Source organism: Nonomuraea sp. NPDC050556 (assembly GCF_044457355.1).
Lineage (GTDB): Bacteria > Actinomycetota > Actinomycetes > Streptosporangiales > Streptosporangiaceae > Nonomuraea.
The window spans coordinates 62,280-84,453 of the sequence record NZ_JBITGU010000004.1 but is presented as its reverse complement, the minus strand read 5'-3'; the positions used below and the strand labels follow the sequence as shown (position 1 = coordinate 84,453).

23 protein-coding genes are annotated in these 22,174 nt (G+C 70.6%); 6 read left to right on the top strand and 17 right to left on the bottom strand.

Annotated elements, in window-relative coordinates; genetic code table 11:
• Positions 1-80: 80 nt before the first annotated feature.
• The 4 genes from ACIBG8_RS37415 to ACIBG8_RS37400 all read right to left on the bottom strand — a co-directional run bounded on the left by ACIBG8_RS37415 (position 81) and on the right by ACIBG8_RS37400 (position 3,683).
• On the bottom strand, positions 81-563 hold the full coding sequence (locus ACIBG8_RS37415; protein ID WP_397347925.1) for a WYL domain-containing protein: 483 nt from the start codon (positions 561-563) through the stop codon (positions 81-83).
• A 170-nt stretch (positions 564-733) separates the two neighbouring features.
• Complete coding sequence (gene ilvD / locus ACIBG8_RS37410) at positions 734-2,569, bottom strand: dihydroxy-acid dehydratase (RefSeq protein WP_397347924.1); 1,836 nt, start codon at positions 2,567-2,569, stop codon at positions 734-736.
• 40 nt (positions 2,570-2,609) lie between these two features.
• Positions 2,610-2,960, bottom strand: a complete 351-nt coding sequence (locus ACIBG8_RS37405) for a hypothetical protein (protein WP_397347923.1) — start codon at positions 2,958-2,960, stop codon at positions 2,610-2,612.
• A 33-nt stretch (positions 2,961-2,993) separates the two neighbouring features.
• Complete coding sequence (locus ACIBG8_RS37400) at positions 2,994-3,683, bottom strand: nuclease-related domain-containing protein (protein ID WP_397347922.1); 690 nt, start codon at positions 3,681-3,683, stop codon at positions 2,994-2,996.
• Positions 3,684-3,962: 279 nt separating this feature from the next.
• Here ACIBG8_RS37400 and ACIBG8_RS37395 point away from each other — a divergent pair, with 279 nt between their 5' ends.
• Both ACIBG8_RS37395 and ACIBG8_RS37390 read left to right on the top strand, forming a co-directional pair.
• Positions 3,963-5,369 (top strand): amidase, encoded by a 1,407-nt coding sequence (locus ACIBG8_RS37395; RefSeq protein ID WP_397347921.1) that lies wholly within the window; start codon positions 3,963-3,965, stop codon positions 5,367-5,369.
• Positions 5,370-5,423: 54 nt separating this feature from the next.
• Entirely contained in the window at positions 5,424-6,137 is a 714-nt protein-coding gene (locus ACIBG8_RS37390) for a winged helix-turn-helix domain-containing protein (protein ID WP_397347920.1), read from the top strand.
• Here ACIBG8_RS37390 and ACIBG8_RS37385 read toward each other — a convergent pair.
• Entirely contained in the window at positions 6,134-7,603 is a 1,470-nt protein-coding gene (locus ACIBG8_RS37385) for a serine/threonine-protein kinase (RefSeq protein WP_397347919.1), read from the bottom strand. The two genes, ACIBG8_RS37390 and ACIBG8_RS37385, sit on opposite strands and share 4 nt — an antisense overlap.
• 59 nt (positions 7,604-7,662) lie before the next feature.
• Here ACIBG8_RS37385 and ACIBG8_RS37380 point away from each other — a divergent pair, with 59 nt between their 5' ends.
• Positions 7,663-7,953 carry a hypothetical protein gene (locus ACIBG8_RS37380; protein WP_397347918.1) on the top strand — a complete coding sequence of 97 codons (291 nt, stop codon included), beginning with the start codon at positions 7,663-7,665 and terminating at the stop codon, positions 7,951-7,953.
• 7 nt (positions 7,954-7,960) lie between these two features.
• A complete protein-coding gene (locus ACIBG8_RS37375) occupies positions 7,961-8,323 on the top strand; it encodes a DUF5130 family protein (RefSeq protein ID WP_397347917.1) in 363 nt (120 codons plus the stop codon).
• Here the strand turns inward: ACIBG8_RS37375 and ACIBG8_RS37370 are convergent.
• The 10 genes from ACIBG8_RS37370 to ACIBG8_RS37325 form a co-directional block, all read right to left on the bottom strand.
• Entirely contained in the window at positions 8,320-9,273 is a 954-nt protein-coding gene (locus ACIBG8_RS37370) for a LuxR C-terminal-related transcriptional regulator (protein ID WP_397347916.1), read from the bottom strand. The genes ACIBG8_RS37375 and ACIBG8_RS37370 overlap by 4 nt on opposite strands.
• A 101-nt stretch (positions 9,274-9,374) precedes the next feature.
• Positions 9,375-10,070 (bottom strand): protein phosphatase 2C domain-containing protein, encoded by a 696-nt coding sequence (locus tag ACIBG8_RS37365; RefSeq protein ID WP_397347915.1) that lies wholly within the window; start codon positions 10,068-10,070, stop codon positions 9,375-9,377.
• Entirely contained in the window at positions 10,060-11,559 is a 1,500-nt protein-coding gene (locus ACIBG8_RS37360) for a serine/threonine protein kinase (protein WP_397347914.1), read from the bottom strand. The genes ACIBG8_RS37365 and ACIBG8_RS37360 overlap by 11 nt, the downstream gene beginning before the upstream one ends.
• A gap of 1 nt (position 11,560) precedes the next feature.
• A complete protein-coding gene (locus ACIBG8_RS37355) occupies positions 11,561-11,875 on the bottom strand; it encodes a hypothetical protein (protein WP_397347913.1) in 315 nt (104 codons plus the stop codon).
• Between the two features lies 1 nt (position 11,876).
• On the bottom strand, positions 11,877-12,137 hold the full coding sequence (locus ACIBG8_RS37350; RefSeq protein ID WP_397347912.1) for a hypothetical protein: 261 nt from the start codon (positions 12,135-12,137) through the stop codon (positions 11,877-11,879).
• Positions 12,138-12,638, bottom strand: a complete 501-nt coding sequence (locus ACIBG8_RS37345) for a hypothetical protein (protein ID WP_397347911.1) — start codon at positions 12,636-12,638, stop codon at positions 12,138-12,140.
• Positions 12,638-15,310: an FtsK/SpoIIIE domain-containing protein gene (locus ACIBG8_RS37340; protein ID WP_397347910.1), complete on the bottom strand. Its 2,673-nt coding sequence runs from the start codon at positions 15,308-15,310 to the stop codon at positions 12,638-12,640. Before ACIBG8_RS37340 ends, ACIBG8_RS37345 begins: the two co-directional genes overlap by 1 nt.
• A 67-nt stretch (positions 15,311-15,377) precedes the next feature.
• Positions 15,378-15,806: a nucleotide exchange factor GrpE gene (grpE, locus tag ACIBG8_RS37335; protein WP_397347909.1), complete on the bottom strand. Its 429-nt coding sequence runs from the start codon at positions 15,804-15,806 to the stop codon at positions 15,378-15,380.
• On the bottom strand, positions 15,803-17,296 hold the full coding sequence (locus tag ACIBG8_RS37330) for an Hsp70 family protein (RefSeq protein ID WP_397347908.1): 1,494 nt from the start codon (positions 17,294-17,296) through the stop codon (positions 15,803-15,805). Before ACIBG8_RS37330 ends, grpE begins: the two co-directional genes overlap by 4 nt.
• Positions 17,297-18,448, bottom strand: coding sequence for a tetratricopeptide repeat protein (locus ACIBG8_RS37325; protein WP_397347907.1), 1,152 nt, complete (start codon positions 18,446-18,448; stop codon positions 17,297-17,299).
• Between the two features lie 151 nt (positions 18,449-18,599).
• On the opposite strand from ACIBG8_RS37325, the gene ACIBG8_RS37320 reads away from it, so the two are divergent.
• The gene (locus ACIBG8_RS37320) at positions 18,600-19,313 is read left to right on the top strand and encodes a winged helix-turn-helix domain-containing protein (RefSeq protein WP_397347906.1); all 714 of its coding nucleotides are present in this window, start codon (positions 18,600-18,602) and stop codon (positions 19,311-19,313) included.
• Here ACIBG8_RS37320 and ACIBG8_RS37315 read toward each other — a convergent pair.
• Positions 19,299-20,246: a hypothetical protein gene (locus tag ACIBG8_RS37315; protein WP_397347904.1), complete on the bottom strand. Its 948-nt coding sequence runs from the start codon at positions 20,244-20,246 to the stop codon at positions 19,299-19,301. The two genes, ACIBG8_RS37320 and ACIBG8_RS37315, sit on opposite strands and share 15 nt — an antisense overlap.
• A 67-nt stretch (positions 20,247-20,313) precedes the next feature.
• Here ACIBG8_RS37315 and ACIBG8_RS37310 point away from each other — a divergent pair, with 67 nt between their 5' ends.
• Complete coding sequence (locus tag ACIBG8_RS37310) at positions 20,314-20,868, top strand: DNRLRE domain-containing protein (protein WP_397347903.1); 555 nt, start codon at positions 20,314-20,316, stop codon at positions 20,866-20,868.
• On the opposite strand, the gene ACIBG8_RS37305 is transcribed toward ACIBG8_RS37310, so the two are convergent.
• Positions 20,865-22,160 carry a serine/threonine-protein kinase gene (locus tag ACIBG8_RS37305; RefSeq protein WP_397347901.1) on the bottom strand — a complete coding sequence of 432 codons (1,296 nt, stop codon included), beginning with the start codon at positions 22,158-22,160 and terminating at the stop codon, positions 20,865-20,867. The two genes, ACIBG8_RS37310 and ACIBG8_RS37305, sit on opposite strands and share 4 nt — an antisense overlap.
• Between the last annotated feature and the right edge of the window lie 14 nt (positions 22,161-22,174).

Here is a 22,174-nt window from a genome sequence, read left to right as displayed (position 1 = left end):
GGAGAAGCGGTCGGATGGTCTAGTTGCGCGGCGTCGGAAAGGGAGGAGGCCGTCAGGCGAGGGTGGAGGCCGTCGGATGGTCAGGCTGCGCGGCGTTGGAAGGGGAGGAAGCGGTCGGCGAGGTGGGGGCGGGACGGGGTGAGGGTGGGTTCGACGGCTATGACGCGGTCGAAGCGGAACGCCCGGATCGCCCGTCGCATCCGGCAAACCCCTACCAAATACCAGTACTCCCGGTGCACCAGGCACGTCACCGGCTCCACGTCGCGGATGGTGACGTTCCCCCCGGCGTCCCGGTAGTGCAGGCGGATCATGAGCCGGCTGGTGATGGCGTCGGCGATCACGCGGGCCCTGGACGCGACGTCCACGGCCAGCGGTTCGGTCAGCGTGGCGAGCGTCGTGGCGACGACCTCGTCGTCGATCTCCAGGTGCTCGAACGTGTGGCGCAGGCCGCGCCTGGCGGTGATGGCCTGCGGGCCCGCTCCCAGGTGCGCCAGTGAGAGGGCGAGGGCGGCGATCTCGGCGGTCGTCAGCGGTCGAGTGGAGGGCTTCACGAGAGTAGCCATACCCACAGAATACGTGTCAGCACCGACATTTTTCGAAAACCTGTACGGCCCAGCGCCCCTAACGGGGCCAGGAACTCATTAAGAGCTCCTGACGGAACGACCTCCCCTCACGGGGAAAGAGAGGTGGGGGTTCGTTCTGTCAGGAGCTCCAAGGCGACCAGGCGCGGTCGTCAGCGGGAGAGCTGGGTCAGGTCCCGGGAGGCGCCCGTGGACGCCGACGTCGTCATCGCCGCATAAGCCTGCAGCGCCACGCTCACCGGCCGCTGCCGGTCGCGCGGACGGTAGCCGCCCAGGTCGGCGAGCAGCTTCTCGCGCCGCACCGCCAGCTCCTCCTCCGGCACCCGCAGCTCCAGCAACCGGTTGGGGATGTCGATCTCGATGAGGTCGCCGTCCTCGACCAGCGCGATCGCCCCGCCCTCAGCCGCCTCCGGCGAGGCGTGGCCGATGGACAGCCCGGACGTGCCGCCGGAGAAGCGCCCGTCGGTGACCAGCGCGCACACCTTGCCCAGGCCCTTGCCCTTGAGGAACGAGGTCGGGTAGAGCATCTCCTGCATGCCGGGCCCGCCCTTGGGGCCCTCGTAGCGGATCACGACCACGTCGCCCGCCTTGACCCGGTTGTTGAGGATGCCCTCGACCGCGTCGTCCTGCGACTCGAACACCACGGCAGGGCCGCTGAACTTCCAGATGGACTCGTCGACGCCGGCCGTCTTCACGACCGCGCCGTCGCGCGAGATGTTGCCGTAGAGGACGGCCAGGCCGCCGTCGGCGGTGTAGGCGTGCTCGCGGTCGCGGATGCACCCCTCGGCCCGGTCGAGGTCGAGGGAGTCGAACCGGTTGTTCTGCGAGTACGGCTTGACCGTGCGGACGTTGCCGGGAGCGGCGTGCCAGAGCGCGGTCGCCTCGGGCAGCACGGCCGGCGAGACCGGGTCCCAGGAGGCCAGCATGTCGGAGAAGCGCCCGTTGACCGTGGCCACGTCGCGGTGCAGCAGCCCGGCGCGGTCGAGCTCGCCCAGGATGGCGGGGATGCCGCCGGCCCGGTGGACGTCCTCGATGTGGTACTTGTCCGTGGCGGGAGCCACCTTGCACAGGCACGGCACCCGCAGCGAGATCTCGTTGATCTCCTTGAGCCCGAAGTCGACTCCGGCCTCGCGGGCGGCGGCCAGGATGTGCAGGATCGTGTTCGTCGAGCCGCCCATCGCGACGTCCAGCGTCATGGCGTTCTCGAACGCCTCGCGGGTGGCGATGTTGAGCGGCAGGACCGACTCGTCGTCCTCGAAGTAGTAGCGCTTGGTGATCTCGACGAGCTGGCGGCCCGCGTCCTGGTAGAGCTTCTTGCGGTCGCCGTGCGTGGCCAGGATGGTGCCGTTGCCCGGCAGCGCCAGGCCGATCGCCTCGGCGAGGCAGTTCATCGAGTTGGCGGTGAACATGCCGGAGCAGGAGCCGCAGGTCGGGCAGGCGTTCTCCTCCAGGGCCAGCAGCTCCTCGTCGGACACCGAGTCGTCAGCCGAGGCGATCATCGGGTCGATGAGGTCGAGCTTCTTGCCCGGGATCTTGCCGGCCTCCATGGGCCCGCCGGAGACGAAGACGGTCGGGATGTTGAGCCGCATCGCGGCGAGCAGCATGCCCGGCGTGATCTTGTCGCAGTTGGAGATGCAGATCATCGCGTCGGCGCAGTGCGCCTCGACCATGTACTCCACCGCGTCGGCGATCAGCTCGCGGCTGGGCAGCGAGTAGAGCATGCCGCCGTGGCCCATCGCGATGCCGTCGTCGACCGCGATCGTGTTGAACTCGCGCGGGATCGCCCCGGCCTCGCGGATCGCGGCGGACACCACGTCGCCGACGTCGCGCAGATGCACGTGCCCGGGGACGAACTGGGTGAAGCTGTTGGCCACCGCGATGATCGGTTTGCCGAAGTCGCTTCCGGCTACACCAGTCGCCCGGAGCAGCGCCCGGGCTCCGGCCATGTTCCTGCCGTGAGTAACCGTACGAGACCTGAGGGCGGGCATGGTGTTTCTCCCATCGCTAGCGAGTCTGTCCATGGTACGGCTATCGCCCGGCAGTTGAGACGCATGTCCACGAAGCGGACGCGTAGGCAACGGCATAGGCGACGCCGTACCAGAGAGGCAGCGTCGGCGGCCCGGTGAGAGCGGCCGCCAGGCAGGTCAGGGAGACGGCGGCCAGCGGGAGGCGGCGGACGAAGAACAGCGCGGCGACGACGCCCAGCGCGGTCAGGAGGTCGAGCAGCAGCCACGCGTCGAGCAACCCCGCCCGCGCGAGCGCGTCGAGCAGGGGAGCGGGCAGCGACGGCGTCAGGACCCAGCGCAGGCCGCCCGCCACGTTGACCACCGTGGGGACGGCGAGCAGGACTCCGACGACCACCTGGCTGGTTCGCGCCACAGAAGGACGCTAGAGGCAGGCGATATAGATCCGCTATGCGTCGCCGTACCGCGCGGGGAGGACCTGGGCGGCGATGTCGTAGAGCCGGTCGATCTCGGCGTCGGTCAGCGCCCGCTCGCGCTTGGTGATCCACTTGCGGGCACGGCCGCCTTCGTAGACGTCCACGTCGCGGATGGTCATGATCTTCCAGGGCACCGGCGGGCCGTAGATGGCCAAGGAGGGCACCACGGTGACCTCGCGCCCGTAGGCCTTGCTGATCAGCTCGCTGGCCTGCGTCGCCTCCCAGCGGGCCTCGGTGAGCCGCGGCTTCATGTCGAACGGGCCGTGGAAGAGCTTCTTGCCCATCTGGACCCGCACGGGCAGCCGCTTGTCCCACTTCTCCGAGTCGACCGCGTAGACGCCGGTCGGGCCGATGACCAGGTGGTCGATCTGCGCCTCGCTGCCGGGAATCGCCCTGGCGTGCAGGGTGCGGTAACCGCTGCGTTCCAGCTTCTTCAGCTGCGCCTCGGTCCGGCGCTCCGCCACCGACGAGCGGCGCCACGCGGGCACGGTCGAGGTGGATCTGGCGCGGTAGACGGTGTCCGCGATGGCGGCGATCACTCCGGCCGTGACGCCGAGCCGCCAGTCACCCACGAGGAACCCCGCGGCCACACCCACGAGCAGCGCCACGATGGCGCGGTTTCGCAGGCGGCGGAACCGGGGTTGCTGGAGCAGGGTGCGCATAGACGCTCGTTCGACAGGCGCGTAGGTAGACGTGGGCGCCGACGGCTTCGCCGCGGGTCGCTCCTCGTCAGGCCGTTCGCTCACCCAGATAGGTGACGCACCGTGACTGTCTTCTCGCTGCGGGCTGGAGTCCACGTAACTCACGGTAGCCCGAGCCGCGGAGGAGTGCCTAGTCTTGACCTGTCCATAGTTTTATGGCCCACGTCAACGGATAGCCCGCCCGATTTCCGGGTATCTATTCCTTTCCTCTCTAGACAACTGAGACTACTGTGCGGTTGCGTGGCGCAAATACATGATCTCACCGCGATTGAGCAGGCGGAAGGCGTCCGGCGCCGGGAAATCTCACCAGTTGAGATCACCGAGCACTACCTCGACCGTATTGAACGGCTCGACGGGCAGATCGGCGCCTATGTCACCGTGACGGCACAAAAAGCTATCGAGCAGGCACGCCTCCTCGCCGCCGGAACTCCCGAGGGCCCGCTGTACGGCGTGCCGATCCCGATCAAGGATCTGAACCTCGTCAAGGACGTGCCGATCCACTTCGGCTCCGCCACCTACGACGGGTTCGTCGCCCCGGTGGACGACACCGTGGTCGAACGGCTGCGCGACGCGGGCACGATCATGCTCGGCAAGACCGCCACCCCCGAGTTCGGCCTGCCCTGCTACACCGAGACGTACGTGTCGCCGCCCAGCCGCACCCCCTGGGACCTGACCAGGTCGGCCGGCGGGTCGAGCGGCGGAGCAGCGGCCGCCGTGGCGGCAGGGCTGGCCCCGGCGGCGCAGGGGAGCGACGGCGCCGGGTCGATCAGGATCCCGGCCAGCGTGTGCGGGCTGTTCGGCATCAAGCCCACCAGGGGGCGGATCAGCTTCGCGCCGATCATTCCCGACCTCGCGGGCATGTCGGCCAACGGGCCGCTCGCCCGTACGGTGGCCGACGCCGCCGCGTTGCTCGACGTGATGGCGCACAACAATCCCGGCGACCTCTACGCGGCTCCGCCGTACGAGGGGACGTTCCTGGAACACGCGAGCCGTGAGCCTGGACGGCTGCGCATCGCGCGCTACTCGCGGCCGGTCGTGCCGGACACCGTCCTGCACCCGGACGTGACGGCGGCCTACGAGGAGGCGAGCAAGGCGCTGGCGGCGCTGGGGCACGAGATCGTCGACATCGACCCGCCGTTCGGGCCGGACGTGGTGCCGCAGTTCGTGACGCTCTGGTACGCGTTCGCGTGCATGCATCCGGTGGCGGACGACCGGGCGGACCGGTTGCGTCCGCTCACCGCCTGGCTGCGTGAGCGCGGGTTCGCGACGTCGGCGCCGTCGTTCCTGCAGGCGCAGGCGTCGTTGCAGCTGGCCACGCGGCTGGCGCTGCTGGTCACCAACGAGTACGACGCGGTGCTGACGCCCACGGTCACCGAGCCGCCGCGGCCGGTCGGGTGGTTCGAGGAGGGCGACGACCCTGAGCTGACCTTCGAGCGCATGAAGCATTTCGCGGCGTTCCCGGCGATCTACAACGTGAGCGGCCAGCCCGCCGTCAACCTCCCCCTCCACTGGAACGCCGACGGCCTGCCCATCGGCGTCATGCTGGCGGGTCGAGTGGGTGACGAGGCGACCCTCATCTCGGTATCCGCCCAGCTGGAGGCCTCCCGAGGCGGCTTCTGGGGCGACCGCCGACCCGCGATGTGGTGAACCTGCAGGCTTACAGGTAGCCAGTGGGGTGGGTGGGCGCGTAGAACGAGGGGCGTGCGAACGGTTCTGATCCAGGCGGACGCGACGGTGATGGCGGAGCTGCGGCCCGGCGAGAGTGCCACGTTCGGGCGGGGTTCCGAGGTTGATGTTGTGGTGTCGGATCGGGCCGTCTCACGGCTGGCGGGGAGCATCGAGGCGGTCGGTGACTACTGGCTGATCAGCAACCTCAGCGCCGACCGCACCTACGTGGTAGAGAACCCCGAAGGTGGCGGTGAGTTCGTCAAGGTGCCGCCGCGCCGCATCGGCATGCCCGTGCCGTTCGAGTTCTCCCGGGTGATCCTCCCCGCCGAGCACGGCACCACCGGGTTCCTCGTCTTCGCCCCAGAGCACGTGTATCGGAGCGAGCTCCTCAGCTCCGCATACGGCACGCAGCTCCAGGCCTCCGCCGAGGGGGTGACGACGATGGCCGTCTACCCGATGGACAGGTCGGCCAAGTACTTCCTCATCCTCGTCGCCCTCTGCGAGGCGCGCCTGCGCGACCCGTCCAGCACGGTGGTGCCGACCGTCCCGCAGCTGATCGAGCGCCTCCACGGGTTCGACCTGACCAGGAGCGGGGTGAACTTCCACATCGACTACCTGGCCAGGACCAAGCTGCGGGTCAAGCAGGCCGACGACGTGGGCAAGGCGGACTGGCAGCGGGTGGCGCTGATCAACCTGGCCCTGCGGTTCAACCTGGTGACGGACGCCGACCTGCGGCTCCTGCCTTAGGGCTGGTATTCGCTGCGATATTTCATGACCTGGGCGATGTGGGTCTTCCACTGGGCCGGGATGCCGTTGGCGGCCTTCATCGGCTGCACGCCGCTGCGGTAGAGGGCGACGAGCTTCTCCGCCGGGTCGCCGGGGAGGTCCTCGATGTTGGGGCCGAGGTTGCAGAGGAAGACGCCCATGGCGGGGATCGACAGCTCAGGGGTGATCGCCTCGGGTTTGGGCTCCGGGCGGTTGACGCCGTCGGGCTGCCAGACGCGCAGGACGCGGGGGGTCCAGCGGGCTATGCCGTACTCGTCCTTGTCGGGGTCGGACAGGTGGGGGTCGAAGCCGCTCTCCACCTTGAGCATCGCGGCGATCAGCGCGGGGGACAGGCCCTTGAGCTGGCATCGCCGTCCTGCCTGGATGATCATCTCGCGGTATTGGCGGGGGATGTCGGGGTGATCGCGCAACAGGAGGGCGCCCGTGCTGGTGGCGGATGGCGCGGGGTCTGGCGTGCTGCTGGAGCCGCCGGTCGGCCGCAGAGCGAGCACTCCCGCGACGGCCGCACCGGCGACCACGAGGGCCGCGCCGCCCGTCAACAACGCCTTCCGGCGGCCCACGAAAGGCGACGCACCAGACGAGGAGGACGCGTCAGGGCCGGAAGATGCGCCTGGAGCGGAGGGTGTGCCCAGATCGGAGGCGACGGAGGGTTCGTTCAGGGCGGTGACGAAGGCGGAGACGCTCTGCCACCGCCGCGACGGATCCGGGTCGATCGCCTTCATGACGGCCGCGCTCACCGCCCCAGGCACCCCGGCGCGCAACGCGTGCGGCGCCAGCCGTACCGCACCCTGCGCGGGAACCTGCCCCGTCAGCAGGTGATAGGCCATCGCGCCCAGCCCGTGCACGTCCGCCCGCTCGTCCGGCGCGCCGTCCAGCCGCATCTGCTCCGGCGCCATGTACCCCGGCGACCCGGCCGCGATCGTGTGGCTGGTGGCGTCGGCGAGCGACCTGGCCACCCCGAGGTCGGCCACCATCAGCCGCCTCCCCCCACCGGGCGTCGAGCGGAACAGCACGTTCGACGGCTTGATGTCGCGGTGCACGATCCCCAGCCGGTGCAGCACCTCGACCCCCTCGGCCACCTCGCCGATGAGCTCCAGCGCCTCCGCGACGGGAAGAGGCCCGTCCACGAGCAGACCAGACAGAGTCCCCATGTCCGCATAAGTCATGACGAAGTAGGGGCGGCCGTCGGGGAGTTCCCCGATGTCGTGCACCTGCACGATCCGCTGCGAGTCCGCCCGACGCAGCAGCCTGGCCTCCTTGAGGAAGCGCTCGCGCACCTCGCTCTCCGCCGCCCAGTTGTCCGCGAGCACCTTGATGGCCACGTAGGAGTCGAGCCGGTCGTCGTGCCCGAGCCACACCCTGGCGAACGCCCCGGCGCCCAGGGACCGCTCGATCGGGTATCTGCCGATGGCGGCCGGAGTTTCCACGAAGGTCATTATGACTGTCGGGTCTGGTCGGGCGGGCGAACCGGGATTACGTTCTTGGTGTGGACAGCGCGCTGGAGATTCTCGGCTTTCTCATCGGCACGTCCGTGGCCCTGTTCGTGCTGATCAGCCTCGTCGTTCTCGTCCCAGGACGGGCGGCGACCCGCAGGCAGGAGTCCGCCGCCGTCTGGATCGGCGGCCCCTCCCGGAGCGAACAGGGCGTCAGCACCTCCGGCCTGGTCCTCACCGACCGGGTGGCCCACTGGGGCCAGGTGCCCGAGCTCGACTGGACAGCGGCAGCCCGTACGGCGGAGCCAGGCAGGCGCGTCGGCGGCGCCTCGGCAGGATGGTGAGACGGCGATGCGCACCTTGACCTCCGCCCAGGCCGACGACCTGCGCCAGGCCCTCCTGACCGCCGAGCGCCGCAGCGGCATGCGGTTCGGCGTCTTCCTCGGCCAGCCGGACGGCGGCCGTCGCCACTTCGCCGAGAAGCTGCACGCCGCGCTCGGCGAGGAGGCGGAGAACGCCGTCGTGGTGCTCGTCGACACGACGGGCAGGGCGCTGGAGATCGTGACGGGCGAGACGGCGCGGCGCAGGCTGCCCGACAGCGCCTGCAGGTTGACCGCGATGTCCATGGCGACTGCCTTCAGCGTCGGAGACCTGGTCGGTGGCCTGCTCTACGGCATCGGGGCGCTCGCCGACCAGGCCACGGCGAGGCGTTAGAGCCAGCCTCTGCGGGCTGCGGCGACCCCGGCGGCGAACCGGGTCTCGGCGCCGAGCGAGCGCATCGCGACCGCGATGTGCCTGCGCACGGTCCGCACGCTGACCCCGCTCTCGGTGGCGATCTGCTCGTCGGTCTTGCCGGTCGCGAGCTGCAGCACGACCCTGCGCTGCGCCTTGGTCAGCGGGATGTCCTCACCCTCGACGCCCACCGACTCGTGCCACATCAGGTCGAACCAGTCGGCCAGCAGCCCGAGCAGCTCCGGCGAGCTGACCAGCAGCGCGGGCAGCCCGGTCGAGGTGGCGGCCAGCAGCGCGGTGGCGTCGTCCACGAGGATCATCTTGGTCGGCACCGCCTTGCGCATCCGAACGGTCTCACCGGCCACGGCCGAGTCGCTCATGAGCTGCCGCCCCCACGGCACGTTGTTGTAGGCCGCGTCGTACAGGCCCAGGTAGCGCGCGCCGGCCTCCAGCGCGGCGGGCGGCGGCAGGAGCAGCCGGTGGGGGGTGGGCTCGGTCTCGAAGGAGATCGTGAACGTCGCCCGCACGAGCCGGCTGCCCGCCGCGTACAGTTCGACCGCCTTGGCGGCGGCCTCGGCCATCGTCGGGATGACCTGGACTCCGGGGATGAGGGCGGGTTCCGCCTGGTCCCCGTGCACGCCGAGCCTGGCCACCAGGCCGCGCCAGCCGGCTGCCAGCTTCTGCTGGCGGCTGGCGAGCTCGGCGTGCTCCCGGTCGATCAGCAGCCGCAGCGCGGCTGCCGTGCCGACCGGGCGGAGCAGGGTGTCGCCTTCGCCTCCGCGGAAGGCGACACCCAGATGGAGCAGTTCGAGGGTCTCCGGCGCGTCCCCGTCGACGCTCGCGCCCAGTCTCAGCGCGCCTTCAGCGCACAGCCGGTCGTAAAGCGCCTGTGCCGGCGGAGTCACCAATCCCGCCAGGCTGTTAACCGCCATCTGACCCTCCTCCGGTGCTTTCTAGCCCCAGCCCACGCCGTCTTCAAACCAGAACATGTCTGCCTCCCGTGTGTGAAGTGGACTTCCTGACAAGTCCCTTTCTAGGGGCCGGGAGGAGCCCCGTCAGCCTGGAGGGTTCCAGGGTCGATCCAGACGCACACCGCGCTCCTGTCGTCCACGTGCTCGGGAGCGATCCGCAGGTCGGCGTGGAAACCCGGCCATCCGGGCGGGTTCCTCCATCGCTCGGCGAGCCAGGCGGCAGGACCTGACTCGCGGAGAACGTCGCCGAACCCGTCCGTGCACAGCACCAGCAAATCCTGGGGTTCCAGCAGCAGGTCGGCCGTCGTGGCCCGAGGCGCGGGCGACGGCAGCGCGTCGGTGACCGTACCCGGCTCCCTGGAACCCAGCAGGGGATGCCAGCGCCCGGCGCGCAGCAGCCAGACCGGGCTGTCGCCCACGCACACCAGCGAGCACCGCAGCGTCTCGCGGTCGAGCAGCGCGGCCGTGAGCGTGGTCGACACGTGCACGGGCGGGATCCCCCGCGAGGTGGCGAAGTCGACGAGCGCGCTGTTGATCTCCAGGACCGAGTCGAGGCAGTACGGCAGAGCCCCCAGCAGCCTGCACGCCTCCCGCGCCCCCAGGTGCGACTGCGGCTGGCTGCCCACCCCGTCGGCGACGCACGCCACCAGCCGCCCGTCCCCCTGCCACACCCCGTAGGCGTCCTGGCAGCACACCGTGCGCGCCCTGTTCCGTGCGCCCCGCAGGGAGGCGGCGCGCACGGGCAGCTCAGATCTCATCGAGCGGCAGCGAGGTGAACCCGGGCACCTGCTGCGGCACGACGAGCTGCTCGCGCGAGTTCACGATCGAGGTCGCGATCGACGACGCCACCTCCTTCAACGCCGAAGCAACGGACATGGAACCGTCTGCCTGGAAAGCCCCGTAGGTCGCGATGTGCCGGATCGTCTCCAGGTTGCAGTCGCCGAGCCCGAACGCGATGAAGTTCGGCCTCGACTCGAAGCTGGGCGAGGTGAGCCGCCGGTAGGCCGCCTGCCAGCCCTCGTCGTTCGGCCTGCCGTCCGACAGGAAGAACACCATCGGGCGGTAGACGGTGCCGCCGTTGGCCTTGATGAGGAAGATGTCCCGCGCGATGGTCTCGCGCAGCAGGTCGAAGGCCGGGCCGTACCTCGTGCCGCCCCTGGCCCGCAGCTTGGGCAGCGCGTCGAGGGCGGCCAGGTCGGATAGCGGGAGCCGGGTCTCGGCGTCGCCGGAGAACCCGATGACGCCCAGCCGGGTGCGCGCCGCCGCGTCCTTCGTCCGGGACAGCTCGGCCCGCAGAGCCTCCAGCCCGCTGTTGACCGCCTCCAGCGGCGCGCCGCTCATCGAGACCGACTCGTCGCAGACGAAGTAGAACGGCAGCACCCTGGTGCCCGGCTCCCAGGTCGTCGTGCCCCTGTTGAACGCCGCGGGCATCTCGTCCAGCTCACCCTGGCCGACCAGCGACTGGAACAGCTGCATGACCGTGGGCCGCCTGGCCGACTCCTTGGCCAGGCACCGCGCGACGAGCTGCCGCATCTGCCCGTCGAGCGGCCCCAGCTCCGGCTCGTCGTGCATGATCCGCTGCGCCAGCGCCGCCCAGCCAGGCCCGGTGCCGAACGGCGGGGTGCCGCACGCGGCGAAGACCATGGTCGCCGCCCACGCCCACACGTCGGCCTTGGGCCCCAGCGAGCCCATGCCGAACTGCTCGGGCGGCATGTAGGGCGGCGTGCCGATCTGCGTGTGCTTGGTCAGCTCGGTCACCTCCAGCGCCCTGGCGATGCCGAAGTCCACCACCCGCGGCCCGTCCGGCCCGATGAGCACGTTGGCGGGCTTGAAGTCGCGGTGCACGATGCGCGCGCCGTGGATGGCCGCCAGCGCCGTCACCGTGAAGATCGCCAGCCGTTCCAGCGCCGCCCCGGAGAACGGCCCCTGCTGCTTGACCGCCGTGTCCAGCGACGGCCCGTTGACGAACTCGCTGATGATGTACGGCAGGTCGCCGTCGATGTCGGCGTCCAGGATGACCGCCGTGCACGCCCTCGGCACCTTGCGCGCGGACTCCAGCTCGCCCGCGAAGCGCCTGCGCGCCTCCTCGTCGTGCGTCCACCCCGCCTTCAGCACCTTGATCGCGGCCAGCTCGCCCTCGGGGGACCTGCCGAGGTAGACCAGGCCCTGGCCGCCCTCGCCCAGCCTGCTCATGATCTGGTAGCCGCCCACGTACCTGGCGTCTCCCGGGCGCAGTTGCTCGGCCACCTCAGCCTCCCGTGCGGGTGACCGCCTGGCTCGCCCAGGCCGTCCCTGCGGCGTGGGCGGCCCTGAGCCGGTCGGCCGCCTGCTGGCAGTGCGTTGCCGCCTGGCCGAGCATGGCCACCACGACCCTCGCGCCCGCGTCGCCCGCCGACACGATGGCGAGCGCGGCGGCGAGCTGCCTGATCCTGGCCGCGTGCGCGTTCAGGAGGGCGGCGATCGTGTTCATCTGGTGCATGCTCAGCACCAGGGCCTGGGCCACCCGCTCGAGCTGGGAGGTGTCGATCCGGCCGAAATCGTCTCCCGCGTTGAGCGAGGACACCTCACGCCCGGTTGGCGTAGTCGGTGGCGGTCTTGGCCGCGCTCTGCAGCGAGGCGGCCGCCTGCTTCACCGAGCGCGACGCCTCCCCGAGGACCGCGACGATCTGGCGGTCGGCCGCCGTGGCAGAGCCGCCGATGAGCGCGAGCACCTGGGAGACGGCCTGGGAGAACTTCGCGTCGAACGCGGCGATGCTGCCCGAGGCCTGCCTCGACTGCTCGGCGACGACGTGGAGCTGCTGCTTGATCTGCTGGAGCTGGGACATCTAGAGGACTCCGATCAGGATGACGATGAGGACGGCCAGAACGGCTGCGCCAATGGCGGCGTACACCCACACCGGGGTCGTCCGGGCCGTCACAGGAGGGGGTGGTGGTGGAGGCGGTGGCGGCGGGGGAGGCGCCGCCGGGCGCGGGACCGACGCGCGGGCCTGCTGGAGCGCGGCGAGGCTGTCGCGCAGGCCCTGTTCGAGCTGGTCGAGGGTGGCCAGGGCGGCGCGTGCCGTACGCGGGGCGCCCAGGTCGAAGGCGTCGGCTGGGCCCTGGGGGGACACGCCGCCCTCGGTCATGACCTTGTGGCAGAGCCCGTCGAGCTGGGTGAGCCGCCGCTCCAGCTGCTGCCTCTCCTGTACGGCGGTGCGCAGCCGGTTGTCGGCGCCCGCCGTAGCCCGCTTGACCTCCTCGTCGAGCTTGTCGAGCTTGGCCCGTCCCGCGTCCGCCGCCCTGCCGAGCACGCCCAGTGCGTCGAGATAGTCCTCCCAGGCGGCCATCAGACCTCCTCCAGCGTCAGCGGCGCGAAGGTGACCGTGGGGAGCGGCTCGTCGGACAGGCCGTCGCGCAGCAGCCCGCGGTGCGGCCTGGACGACCACGCGGTGAGCGGGCCGCACACCTGCTGCACCCCGTCGAGCGGGTGGCGCAGGAACAGGTGCGCGTTGACGTGGCAGCGGTCGAGGCCGAGCTGGTCGGCGCAGACGTTGAGCCTGTTCCACCAGCCGTAGAGGAACACTCCGACGGCCGGGCCCTCCTGGACGATCTCCCGCAGCGCGTCGAGCGGCGAGGCCGGGGTCTCCGCGCCCAGGTTGAGCCAGCTGTCGGAGGAGCCCGCCGCCTTCAACCGGGTGGCCCGGTGCATGCCGAACGCCAGCACGTGCAGCCACGGCTCCGAGCCGTTGCGCTTGCGCACCTCGTCGCGCAGCTCCAGCAGCCGCTCGGGGATCTCCTCGCGCCCGGCGACGGAGGGACGCAGCGCCTGGCGCAACGCTGCTATGCCCTGCTCGATCGCGGGTTCCGGCGGCATCGGGTCGAGCAGCAGGAACCCGTCGCCCGGCCGCCCCTTGGAGATCGACATCGCCACGCCGGTCAGCACGCCGAGCGCGCTCGCCGCGTCGTCGCCCAGCACGATCAGTCCCGCGCCCGGCTCCTGCCGTACGTCGAAGGCGGCGGGACGCTCGGCGACCGACACCGGCATCCCGGCCCAGGCGCGCACCGAGTAGCCGTCCGCCTCGACCGGCCCGGCCAGCGCGCGGGTCAGCGAGGCCGCCTCGTTCTGCTCGAAGATGCGCGGCGGTTCGGACACGCGGGCGTGGTGCCACAGCTCCTTGCGCAGCGACTCGAGCTCCTCGTCGCGGGCGTGCGCGATCAGCGCGGTCCTGTTGTGGTCGAGCGCGCCGTAGTTCTCGTTGAGGATCGCCTCGCCGCGGAAGCGCAGCGCGGCCGCTGCGGTGTTGTGCGTGGCCAGCAGCGTCTGCGAGTCGCCAGGCGTGGTCTTCAGCACCACCCGGTTGGGCACCTGGCCGAAGATGGCGTCGCGCTTGGTGGCCAGGCGCTGGATGCCCTCGATCGTCTGGGTGGCCAGCACCAGGTGGATGCCGTAGGCGCGGCCCATGCGCACGAGCTTCTCCAGCAGCGCGGTGGCCTCGTCGGCGATCGCGTCGTCGTCGGCCAGCATCACCTGGAACTCGTCGAGCACCAGCAGCAGCCGCGGCGGCCTGCCCTCGGCCTCCGTCAGGTCGGCGATGTTGCCCTTGCCCGCCCGCTTGAAGATCTCGCTGCGCACCTCCATCTGGTCGTGCACGTGGCGGAGGACGGCCAGGCCGAACTCCCTGTCGCTGTAGACGCCGAGCACCTTGATGTGCGGCAGCCAGTACGGCGGGCCCAGCTTGGCGAACTCCAGCCCCTGCTTGAAGTCGAGCAGGTGCATCTCGAGGTCTTTGGGGGAGTAGCGGGCCGCCAGACCGTGAATGAGGACGAGCAGCAGGTTCGACTTGCCCTGGCCGGCCGAGCCGCCGATGAGGACGTTGGGCAGCGGCGGGTTGCCGCTGCGCAGCCGTACGAAAGCGGGAGTCCTGCCGTCGGCGCCGACGGCCACCTTCAGCTCGCCGTCGGCGGCGATCGGGGTCCACCACTCCTGCCTGGGCGGCAGCATGTCGGCGAAGGCGACCTTGGGCAGCGAGGCGCTCGAAGCCGCCGCGCCCACGGACTCGGCCACCTGCGCGAACAGGTGGCTGCCCGGCGGCGCGTCCGGCCGGATGGCCACGCCGTCGATCCCGGCGACCGTGATCCGGTCGCGCTCCGCCCGCACCGGACGCAGCAACCTGGCCAGCGCCGCCGGGTCCACCTCGCGCTCCGGCTGGACGGCCGGGTTGTGCTGCACGAGGAAGCTGACCCCGCGCCCGGCGGCCGACTCGGCCACCCGCAGCAGCTCGCGCTGCAGCCGTTCGTCCACGCCCAGCGGGTAGTCGAGCAGCACCACCAGCCGGTAGGCCTCCAGCAGCCTCGGCTCGGCCGCCATCAGCGCCTCGAACGACCGGTGACCCGTCTGGGCGATCTTCTGCGCCCGGCCCGCGACGGTCCCCACGAGGTCGTCGAGGCAGGCGGCCAGATCGGCCGCACCGGTCAGGGAGTCAGGGACGATCTCGGCGGCCCGCTCGCGCAGCTCGCCGAAGACCCCCAGCGCCCCGGTCAGCCGGGGATCGTAGGAATCGACCCTGACCCGCCTGGCCGGCGTGGCAGCCACCACCCTCAGGACGGCCCCGCGAATGAGGGCGGCGGCGTCGTTCCCCTCCACGTACCAGCCCGCGGTCGGCAGCAGCGGCGCGATGATCGGCACGTCGCCCGAGACCCCCACGCGCAGGTGCGTGGGCGCCGCGGCGCCGATGGACCCCCAGCCGGCCGCGTCGAACGGCAACGCGGCCACCCCGGGGGCGAGCTGCGCCGCCGTCCTGGTCGCCGCCTCCCGCGCGCCGTCCATCGCCCGCCGTACCGCGGCCTGGATGCGGTGCCGGTCGGATTCGAGCCGCTGCGCCGCCTCCTGCGCGCCGCGCGCCCTGCCCCGCTCCGCCTCCAGTTGCGCGTCGGCGCCGAGCTTGCGCGCGGTGGGGGAGAACGCGCGGTAGGCCGCCACCAGCCCCCGCATCACCGACTCGTAGTGCTGGACACTCATGCGGCCTCCTTCGTCGGCAGCATGAGTGTCAAAGACCTGTGTTTATTGATTCGATCGCTGCGCTCTCTCATGGGGCGATCACGACTCTGGCGGGCCGGAACACCCACGTGTCGCGGGCGTAGCCGCGGTTCCACACCTCGACGATCGAGCCGGGCTCCGCCCCCTCCTCCGCCCGTACGGCTGCCGCCTCGTGCTGGGCGCGGTCGAAGCCCTGGTCGGTGGGCACCTCCCTGATGCCGTTGAGCTCCAGCAGTTCGAGCAGCTCGTCACGCACTCCCTGCACGAAGCCAGGGTCGGCGCCCTCGTACTTGTCGAGCCTGTCGATCACCGCCGCGATCCCGCGCACCAGCGGGAGCTGGAGGTCGCGGAAGAGCCCGCCCTCCGCCTGGCGCAGCCGTACCTCCTGCTCCTCGATCAGCCGCCGCTTGTCCTTGTCGTCGGTCAGCCGCCGGGTGAACAGGTTGATCAGGTAGTCCAGCTTCTCCTCGTCCGTCATAGGATCTCCAGGTCACGCATGGCCTTGCGCATCTCGTCGACCGCGTTGGCGCCCAGGTTGTTGGGGCGTTCCAGCTCGATGGTGCCGAGCGACTGGCCGGTGGCCTCCAGGAACATCTCCGCGTGCACCATGCCGTCGATGTCGTAGGACATCACCACCCGCAGCTCCGCCTTGTCCGGCAGCCCGGGCGGCAGGTTCAGCAGCGTCTCGTGCAGGACGGTGACGTACTGCAGGTCCTCGTCGTCGCCCTCGGTGACGTCGAACTCGACCTGGCGCTGGTCCGGGATCGTGGTGACGAAGTAGTCGACCGCGCTGCACGGGATCTTGCTGTTCTTCGAGATCATCACGATGTTGCGCTTGATGTTCGTGCCGATCTCGTGCGCCGTCGTGCCCAGGCTCTGCGACGTCACGTCGCTCACGCTCACCGCGATGGCCGGGATGGCGCCGTTGACCTTGGCGTTCTCGGAGTCCGCGAAGATCGCCGCGCCCATGGCGACCGCCTCGTCCGGGTTGATGCCGATGTCGGGCATCCGGCCGGACATGCGCTGCACCATGCCGCTCACCATCGGCATCCTGGTCGAGCCGCCGACGAGCAGGATGCGGTCGATCTGATTCCAGGTGAGCTCCGCCTCCTCCATGACCTCCTCGACCGTCACCTCGGTACGGCTGAGCAGCGCCGCCGTGAGCTGTTCGAACTCCTCCCTGGTGACCGGCACCTGGAGGGTGCCCACCCTGACCACCGTCTTGGCCGCGCTGGTCAGGCGGCGCTTGGCCGACTCGCACTGGGCGCGCAGGTCGGCCTCCGCCTTGCCCGAGTCGTACAGGTCGGGCCCGCCCTGCTCCTCGACCTTGGCCGCGACGTGCGCCATGAGCTTGTTGTCGAAGTCGAAGCCGCCCAGGTTGCGGTCGCCGCCGGTGGCCACGATGTCGAACTCGCTGCCGCGCACCCGCATCACCGTGACGTCGAACGTGCCGCCGCCCAGGTCGAAGACGAGGAAGGTGCCGCTCTGCCCCCGGTTCATCCCGTAGGCGATCCCGGCGGCCGTGGGCTCGTTGATGAGCCTGATCACGTTCAGCCCGGCGATCTCGCCTGCGTCCCTCGTCGCGGTACGACGGGCGTCGTCGAAGTAGGCGGGCACGGTGATGACGACGTCGCGCACCTCCTCGCCGAGCTGCATCGAGGCGTCGGCGGCCAGGCGCTTGAGTATCAGCGCCGAGATCTCCTCCGGCCGGTACTCCTTGCCCGAGCCGTCGACGTGCGCCGGGCTGGCGTCGCCCATCTTGCGCTTGACGAACTCCACGTAGTCGTCGGGCAGCACGGCCGCCAGGTTCTTGGCCTCGACGCCCACCAGCGGGGAGCCGTCCTCGAAGACCACGACGGACGGCGTGAGCCGTTCGCCCTCGCGGTTCTCCAGGATCTCGGGGGCGGCGCCCCGCATGACGGCCACGGCCGAGTAGGTGGTGCCGAGGTCGATGCCGATGACTGCCATCTATCGTCCGTAGTTGGTGTAGTTGTACTGGTTCTGGGCCATCTCGCGGTGGTGGATGTAGGCGTTGATCTGCCACTGCGGGAGGTAGTACTTCCGCATCGCCAAGGCGATCCGGCCGATCAGGACCCCCACGCCGATGAGGAGGAAGAGCATCCCCATCGCCGCGCCGCCGCTGGAGCCGATCCCGAAGATCACCAGCGCGATCACCGACCAGATGATCACCATCTTGGTCATGCGCCAGCCGGTGGTGCCGAACAGCGTCTTGACCTCCATCTGGGCCAGATAGGTCTCCAGCTTCACCACCTGCTGCACGATGTCCGGGTGGTCGCTCAGCGTCTTGACCCGCGCGATGATCTCGTTGATCCGCAGGATCTCGTCGTAGCTGGTGATCGAGTAGCTGTCGCCGTTCTGCGCCGCCGGGATCGCCTCGGCGTGCGCCAGCAGCACGTCGGACAGGTAGTAGGCGGCCATCTGCTTGTCCGAGCCGTGCTGGTGGACGCGCTCCAGCACCGGGATGGCCTGGTCGAAGCGGCCGGTGGCCGAGTAGACGCTGGCCATGCCCAGGTCGGCCTCCTCCGAGCCGCCGGTGAGCTGGCTGACCTGCTGGTAGGTGGCCAGCGCCTGGTCCCACTGCTCCAGGTCCTCGTAGATCGAGGCCAGGTCGAAGCGGTGCTCGGGGTTGCCAGGGTCGAGCGTGGCCGCCTGCTGCGCCTCGTACAGGGCGTCGCGCAGGTTGCCGAGCCCGGCGTTGCCGCGGGCCAGCAGGCTCCACACCTCGGCTGAGGCGCCGAGGGTGTTGCGCGCCTCGCGGGCGGCGTAGACGACGGAGTTGTAGTCGCCGCGGCCCAGGTAGGTGCGCGCCTGCTCCAGCCAGTTGCCGCCGGCGGCGGTCATCTGCGGCTGCTGCTGGGCGGCGCCCGAGGCCAGCCACGCGTCGAGGCGCTGGGTGTATGCGGCCCGCTTGGCGGGATCCATGAGGATCTCGCGCGCCTGGGTGAGCAGCTCGACCCGCTTCTCCGCCTCCTGGCGCTTGGTCAGGTCGGGGCTGTTGGTGCGCTTCTGCCAGGTGCGCAGCTCCTGCTTGATCTTCTTGTCGATCGCGTCCGGAGGGTCGTTCCGGTTCACGCCGACGATCGCGTAGAGATCGTCCATTTCGTGTGTCTCCAGGACTGGGGGCCTCAATGCTCCGAAGCCCGGGACACGCGCACCAGTGCCGATCTGGCCAATGGCAGGAACATGACGTTCTATAACCCTGCAGGGCGCTCTATGATCCCTTTCCTGTCACGAGGGGGTCGGAGTGGAAGTGATCACGATTCAGCGGGACTTCCAGGGAAGCACCGAGGTGGAGACGAGGCACCTGCGACCGGGGGAGTCCGTCACGTTCGGCAGGGGCACGCCCGACCTTCCCGTCGACATTCCCCTAGTCGACCCGGCCGTCTCGCGCAAGGCGGGGGTGTTACGGGCGATCAGGGACTACTGGGAGATCTCCAACCTGAGCAAGAAGTACGCCTACGTGGTGGAGAACCTGGAGGGGGCTGGTTTCGTACGGCTGTCGCCAGGGACGATGGACGCGCCCATCCCTTTCGAGACCGCCAGAGTTCGGGTGCCGGGGAGACAGGACCAGCTCACCTTTCTGGTGCTTGCGCCGCTCAAGCGGAGGTTGGGCACGGTGCACGACGACCACCCGTTGTCGCAGGGGAGCACGACGCTGCCGTATCCGCTCGACCCGGCGGCGAAGCATTTCCTGGTGCTGGTGGCGCTGTGCGAGCCGCAGCTCCGCGACCCGTCGTGCGACCTCATCCCGACGGTGCCGGAGGTGCAGCAGCGTCTCGGCGTCTTCGGCCTGAGCCGCACGGCGGTGAACTACCACGTGGACTACCTGGCGGCGGTGAAATTCCAACTCCAACCCCCAGGCCAGGGCGCGGGCGTCGAATGGAAGTTGCGCTCCATCGTCAAGCACGCCCTCCAGTTCAACCTGGTGACCGACGCCCACCTCACCTTGCTACCTGTCGAGTAGGCCAGCCACGTGGGCGCTGACGTCGGCCAGCAACGTCGATGGTTCCAGGGGTACGGTCGCCACTGCCGAGAAGAGGGCGGCGAGGCCTGGCAGGGGGAAGCCGTCCTCCGTCAAAGCCGCTGCTCCGATCGGGTTCTTGTCCAGGGCTGATCTGCTGCGTTCCCAGGCCTCCAGGACCTCCTCCGGGGACGGGACGCCGAAGCCGTGCCCCACCGGCGCAGCATGGCGGAGCCGTACCAGCGGGGTCTCGGCGAACGCCAGCGCCGTCCTCGCCCGCACGCCGAGGTCGGCGCGCGGCTCCTCCGGGATCCAGTCCATCGCCGTGCACGGGTTGCGGCAGGTCGCCACGCACACCGCCATCGCCCCCGCGAGCTGGCTGTGCTGCCGGTCGAAATACGCGCGCCACCCCTCCGGCGGCTCCTGCGCCACCCGCAGCGTGCGGTTGGTCGCCGACTGCTCCGACTTGGTGTGGTCGCACTCCCGGTCGCCGATCACCCCGAACCTGCTGCCCGTCGCGCTCAGCCCGTCCGGCCACCGCGCCGGGTCGCCCGCGTGCCCGAGCTGCGGCTCGAACGCCAGCAACGGAAGGTACTCGCTGGCGATGTGCACCGCGGCGATCATCGGGCTCAGCTCGCGCCTGAACCACCTGATCGCGATGACCTCCAGCAGCAACGCGTAGGCCGGCCGCAGCGACTCCAGCGCCCCACGCGGCTGCTCGCGCGGCGTCTGCGGCATGTGGCACGCGCGCGCCCTGCGCTTCAGATCGGACGGCACGGCCTTCGCCTCCACCGCGAAGTCCTCGGCGTCGAGCGAGAGCAGCCGCTGGCCGAACTCGCAGACGTCGGCAACCTCCTGGTCGGCCGCGAGCGCCCCGAGGTCGGCGAAGGCGTATCGCCTGGCCAGCGCGATGAGCAGATCACGAGTCGTTTCCACGTGATCACTCTTTCACGCCCAGGGAAAGTACGCATGTCGAGGGTGACCAGCTGCATACGCTCAGCGCATGTTGATGATATTGACCGCCTTGTCGCTCCTGGCACCGCTTGGTAGCGAAGTCGAGCTCAGTCCGGTCTTCGATGTCTTCGTCCAGGAAAACTACAAGGACGACCAGTCGGCCGACGACGAGCTGAAGCTCGGCTTCAACGGCGACAACGCGGCCAGGTCGTTCCTCACCTTCGACACGAGCGAGCTGTCCGGCAGGCAGATCGGCTCCGCCGTACTCAAGCTGTGGAACCACCACTCGTGGTCGTGCGAGGCGCGCACCTGGGAGGTGTGGGGCGCGGAACCGGCCACCAGCAAGACGCGCTGGCCGGGGCCCGCCATGACGACCCTCTACGCCGCCTCGACGCAGACGCTCGGCTACGGCGACTGCGCCGACGGCTGGGTGGAGGCGGACGTGAGCGAGCTGGCCCAGTCGTGGGCGGACGCCAAGGCCAAGCTCGGCTCGCTCGCGCTGAAGGCGGGCGACGAGGAGGACAAGATGGGCTGGAAGCGGTTCGCCTCGTCGGAGGACGAGGAGCACGGCCCGGTGCTCGAGGTCGCCTTCGAGGACGACTAGCCGGACTCCTGCTGCCTGACCGGCTCCACCGTGCCCGACGGCTCCACGGTCGGCTCCACCGTCGGTTCAGGCGACGCCGACACCGACGGCTCTGACGTCGGCTCCGGATCGGGCGTCCGCGTGACCGTGGGGGTCGGCGTCGGGGTCGCGGTAGGGGTGGCCGTCGGCGTGGGTTTGGGCGGCGGCGCGGTGGGCGTGATCGTGACCGTGACGCCGCCGCTGACCGTCACCCGCGGCGTCGGCGTGGCCCTGACCGGCAGCGGCTTGCCCTGCTGCCGCTCCGGCGCCCCCGACGACGGCTGGCCGGTCGGCAGCAGCACCTCGACGGGCACCACCCGGTCGCGCACCGGGAGCTGCTGGGCGCGCTGCTGCATGAGCATCGGCGTGGACAGCACCACCGTCGCCAGCAGCGCTGCGCTGATCGCCAGCGTGACCGTCATGCCCCGGCGGCGCCGCGGCTCGGCCCCCGGCCGCTCGGCCGCCTCGCGCGCCGCCGCCGCCATCGCGGACGCCGAGGGCCAGCGCCGGTCGGGGGTCTTCTCCATCGCCCTGGCCACCACGTGGCGCGGCGCCGGCGGCACGTCGCGCGGCAGCGGCGGCAGCGGGGCGTTGAGGTGCTTGAAGATGATCTGCACCGGGGTGTCGCCGTCGTACGGCAGGCGGCCGGTCAGGCACTCGTAGGCCACCACGCCCAGCGCGTAGACGTCCACGGCCGGGGTGACGTCGCTCGCCGTGGCCTGTTCAGGGGCGCAGTAGCCGGCCGAGCACAACATCGTGCCCGTAGCGGTGAGCTGGCCGGCCGAGACCGAGTGGGCGATGCCGAAGTCGGTCAGCGACACCCGCCCGTCCGCCCTGATCATCAGGTTGGCCGGCTTGACGTCGCGGTGCACGATCCCCTGCTCGTGCGCGGCGGCCAGCGCGTCCGCCACCTCCGCGACCAGCCGCATCGTCGCCTCGGGGGTCAGCGCGGCCCTGGTGAGCAGCCGGTCGAGCGACTCGCCGTCGACGTACTCCATCACCAGGAAGCTGACCCGGCGCTCGCCCACCTGGCACGAGCCGTAGTCGTAGACGTCGACCACCCCGGGGTGGCGCAGCGTCGCCATCGCCCTGGCCTCGTTCTGGAACCGCTTGGCGAACGTGGGCCGGTCGGTCAGCGCGGGCATCAGCACCTTGACCGCGACGACCCGGCCCAGGACCGAGTCGTCGGCGCGCCACACCTCGCCCATCCCGCCCCCGCCGATCCGGGCCGTCAGCAGGTAGCGGTCGTTGAGCGTGGTCCCCGCGCTGATCACCACAGGAGGTTAAC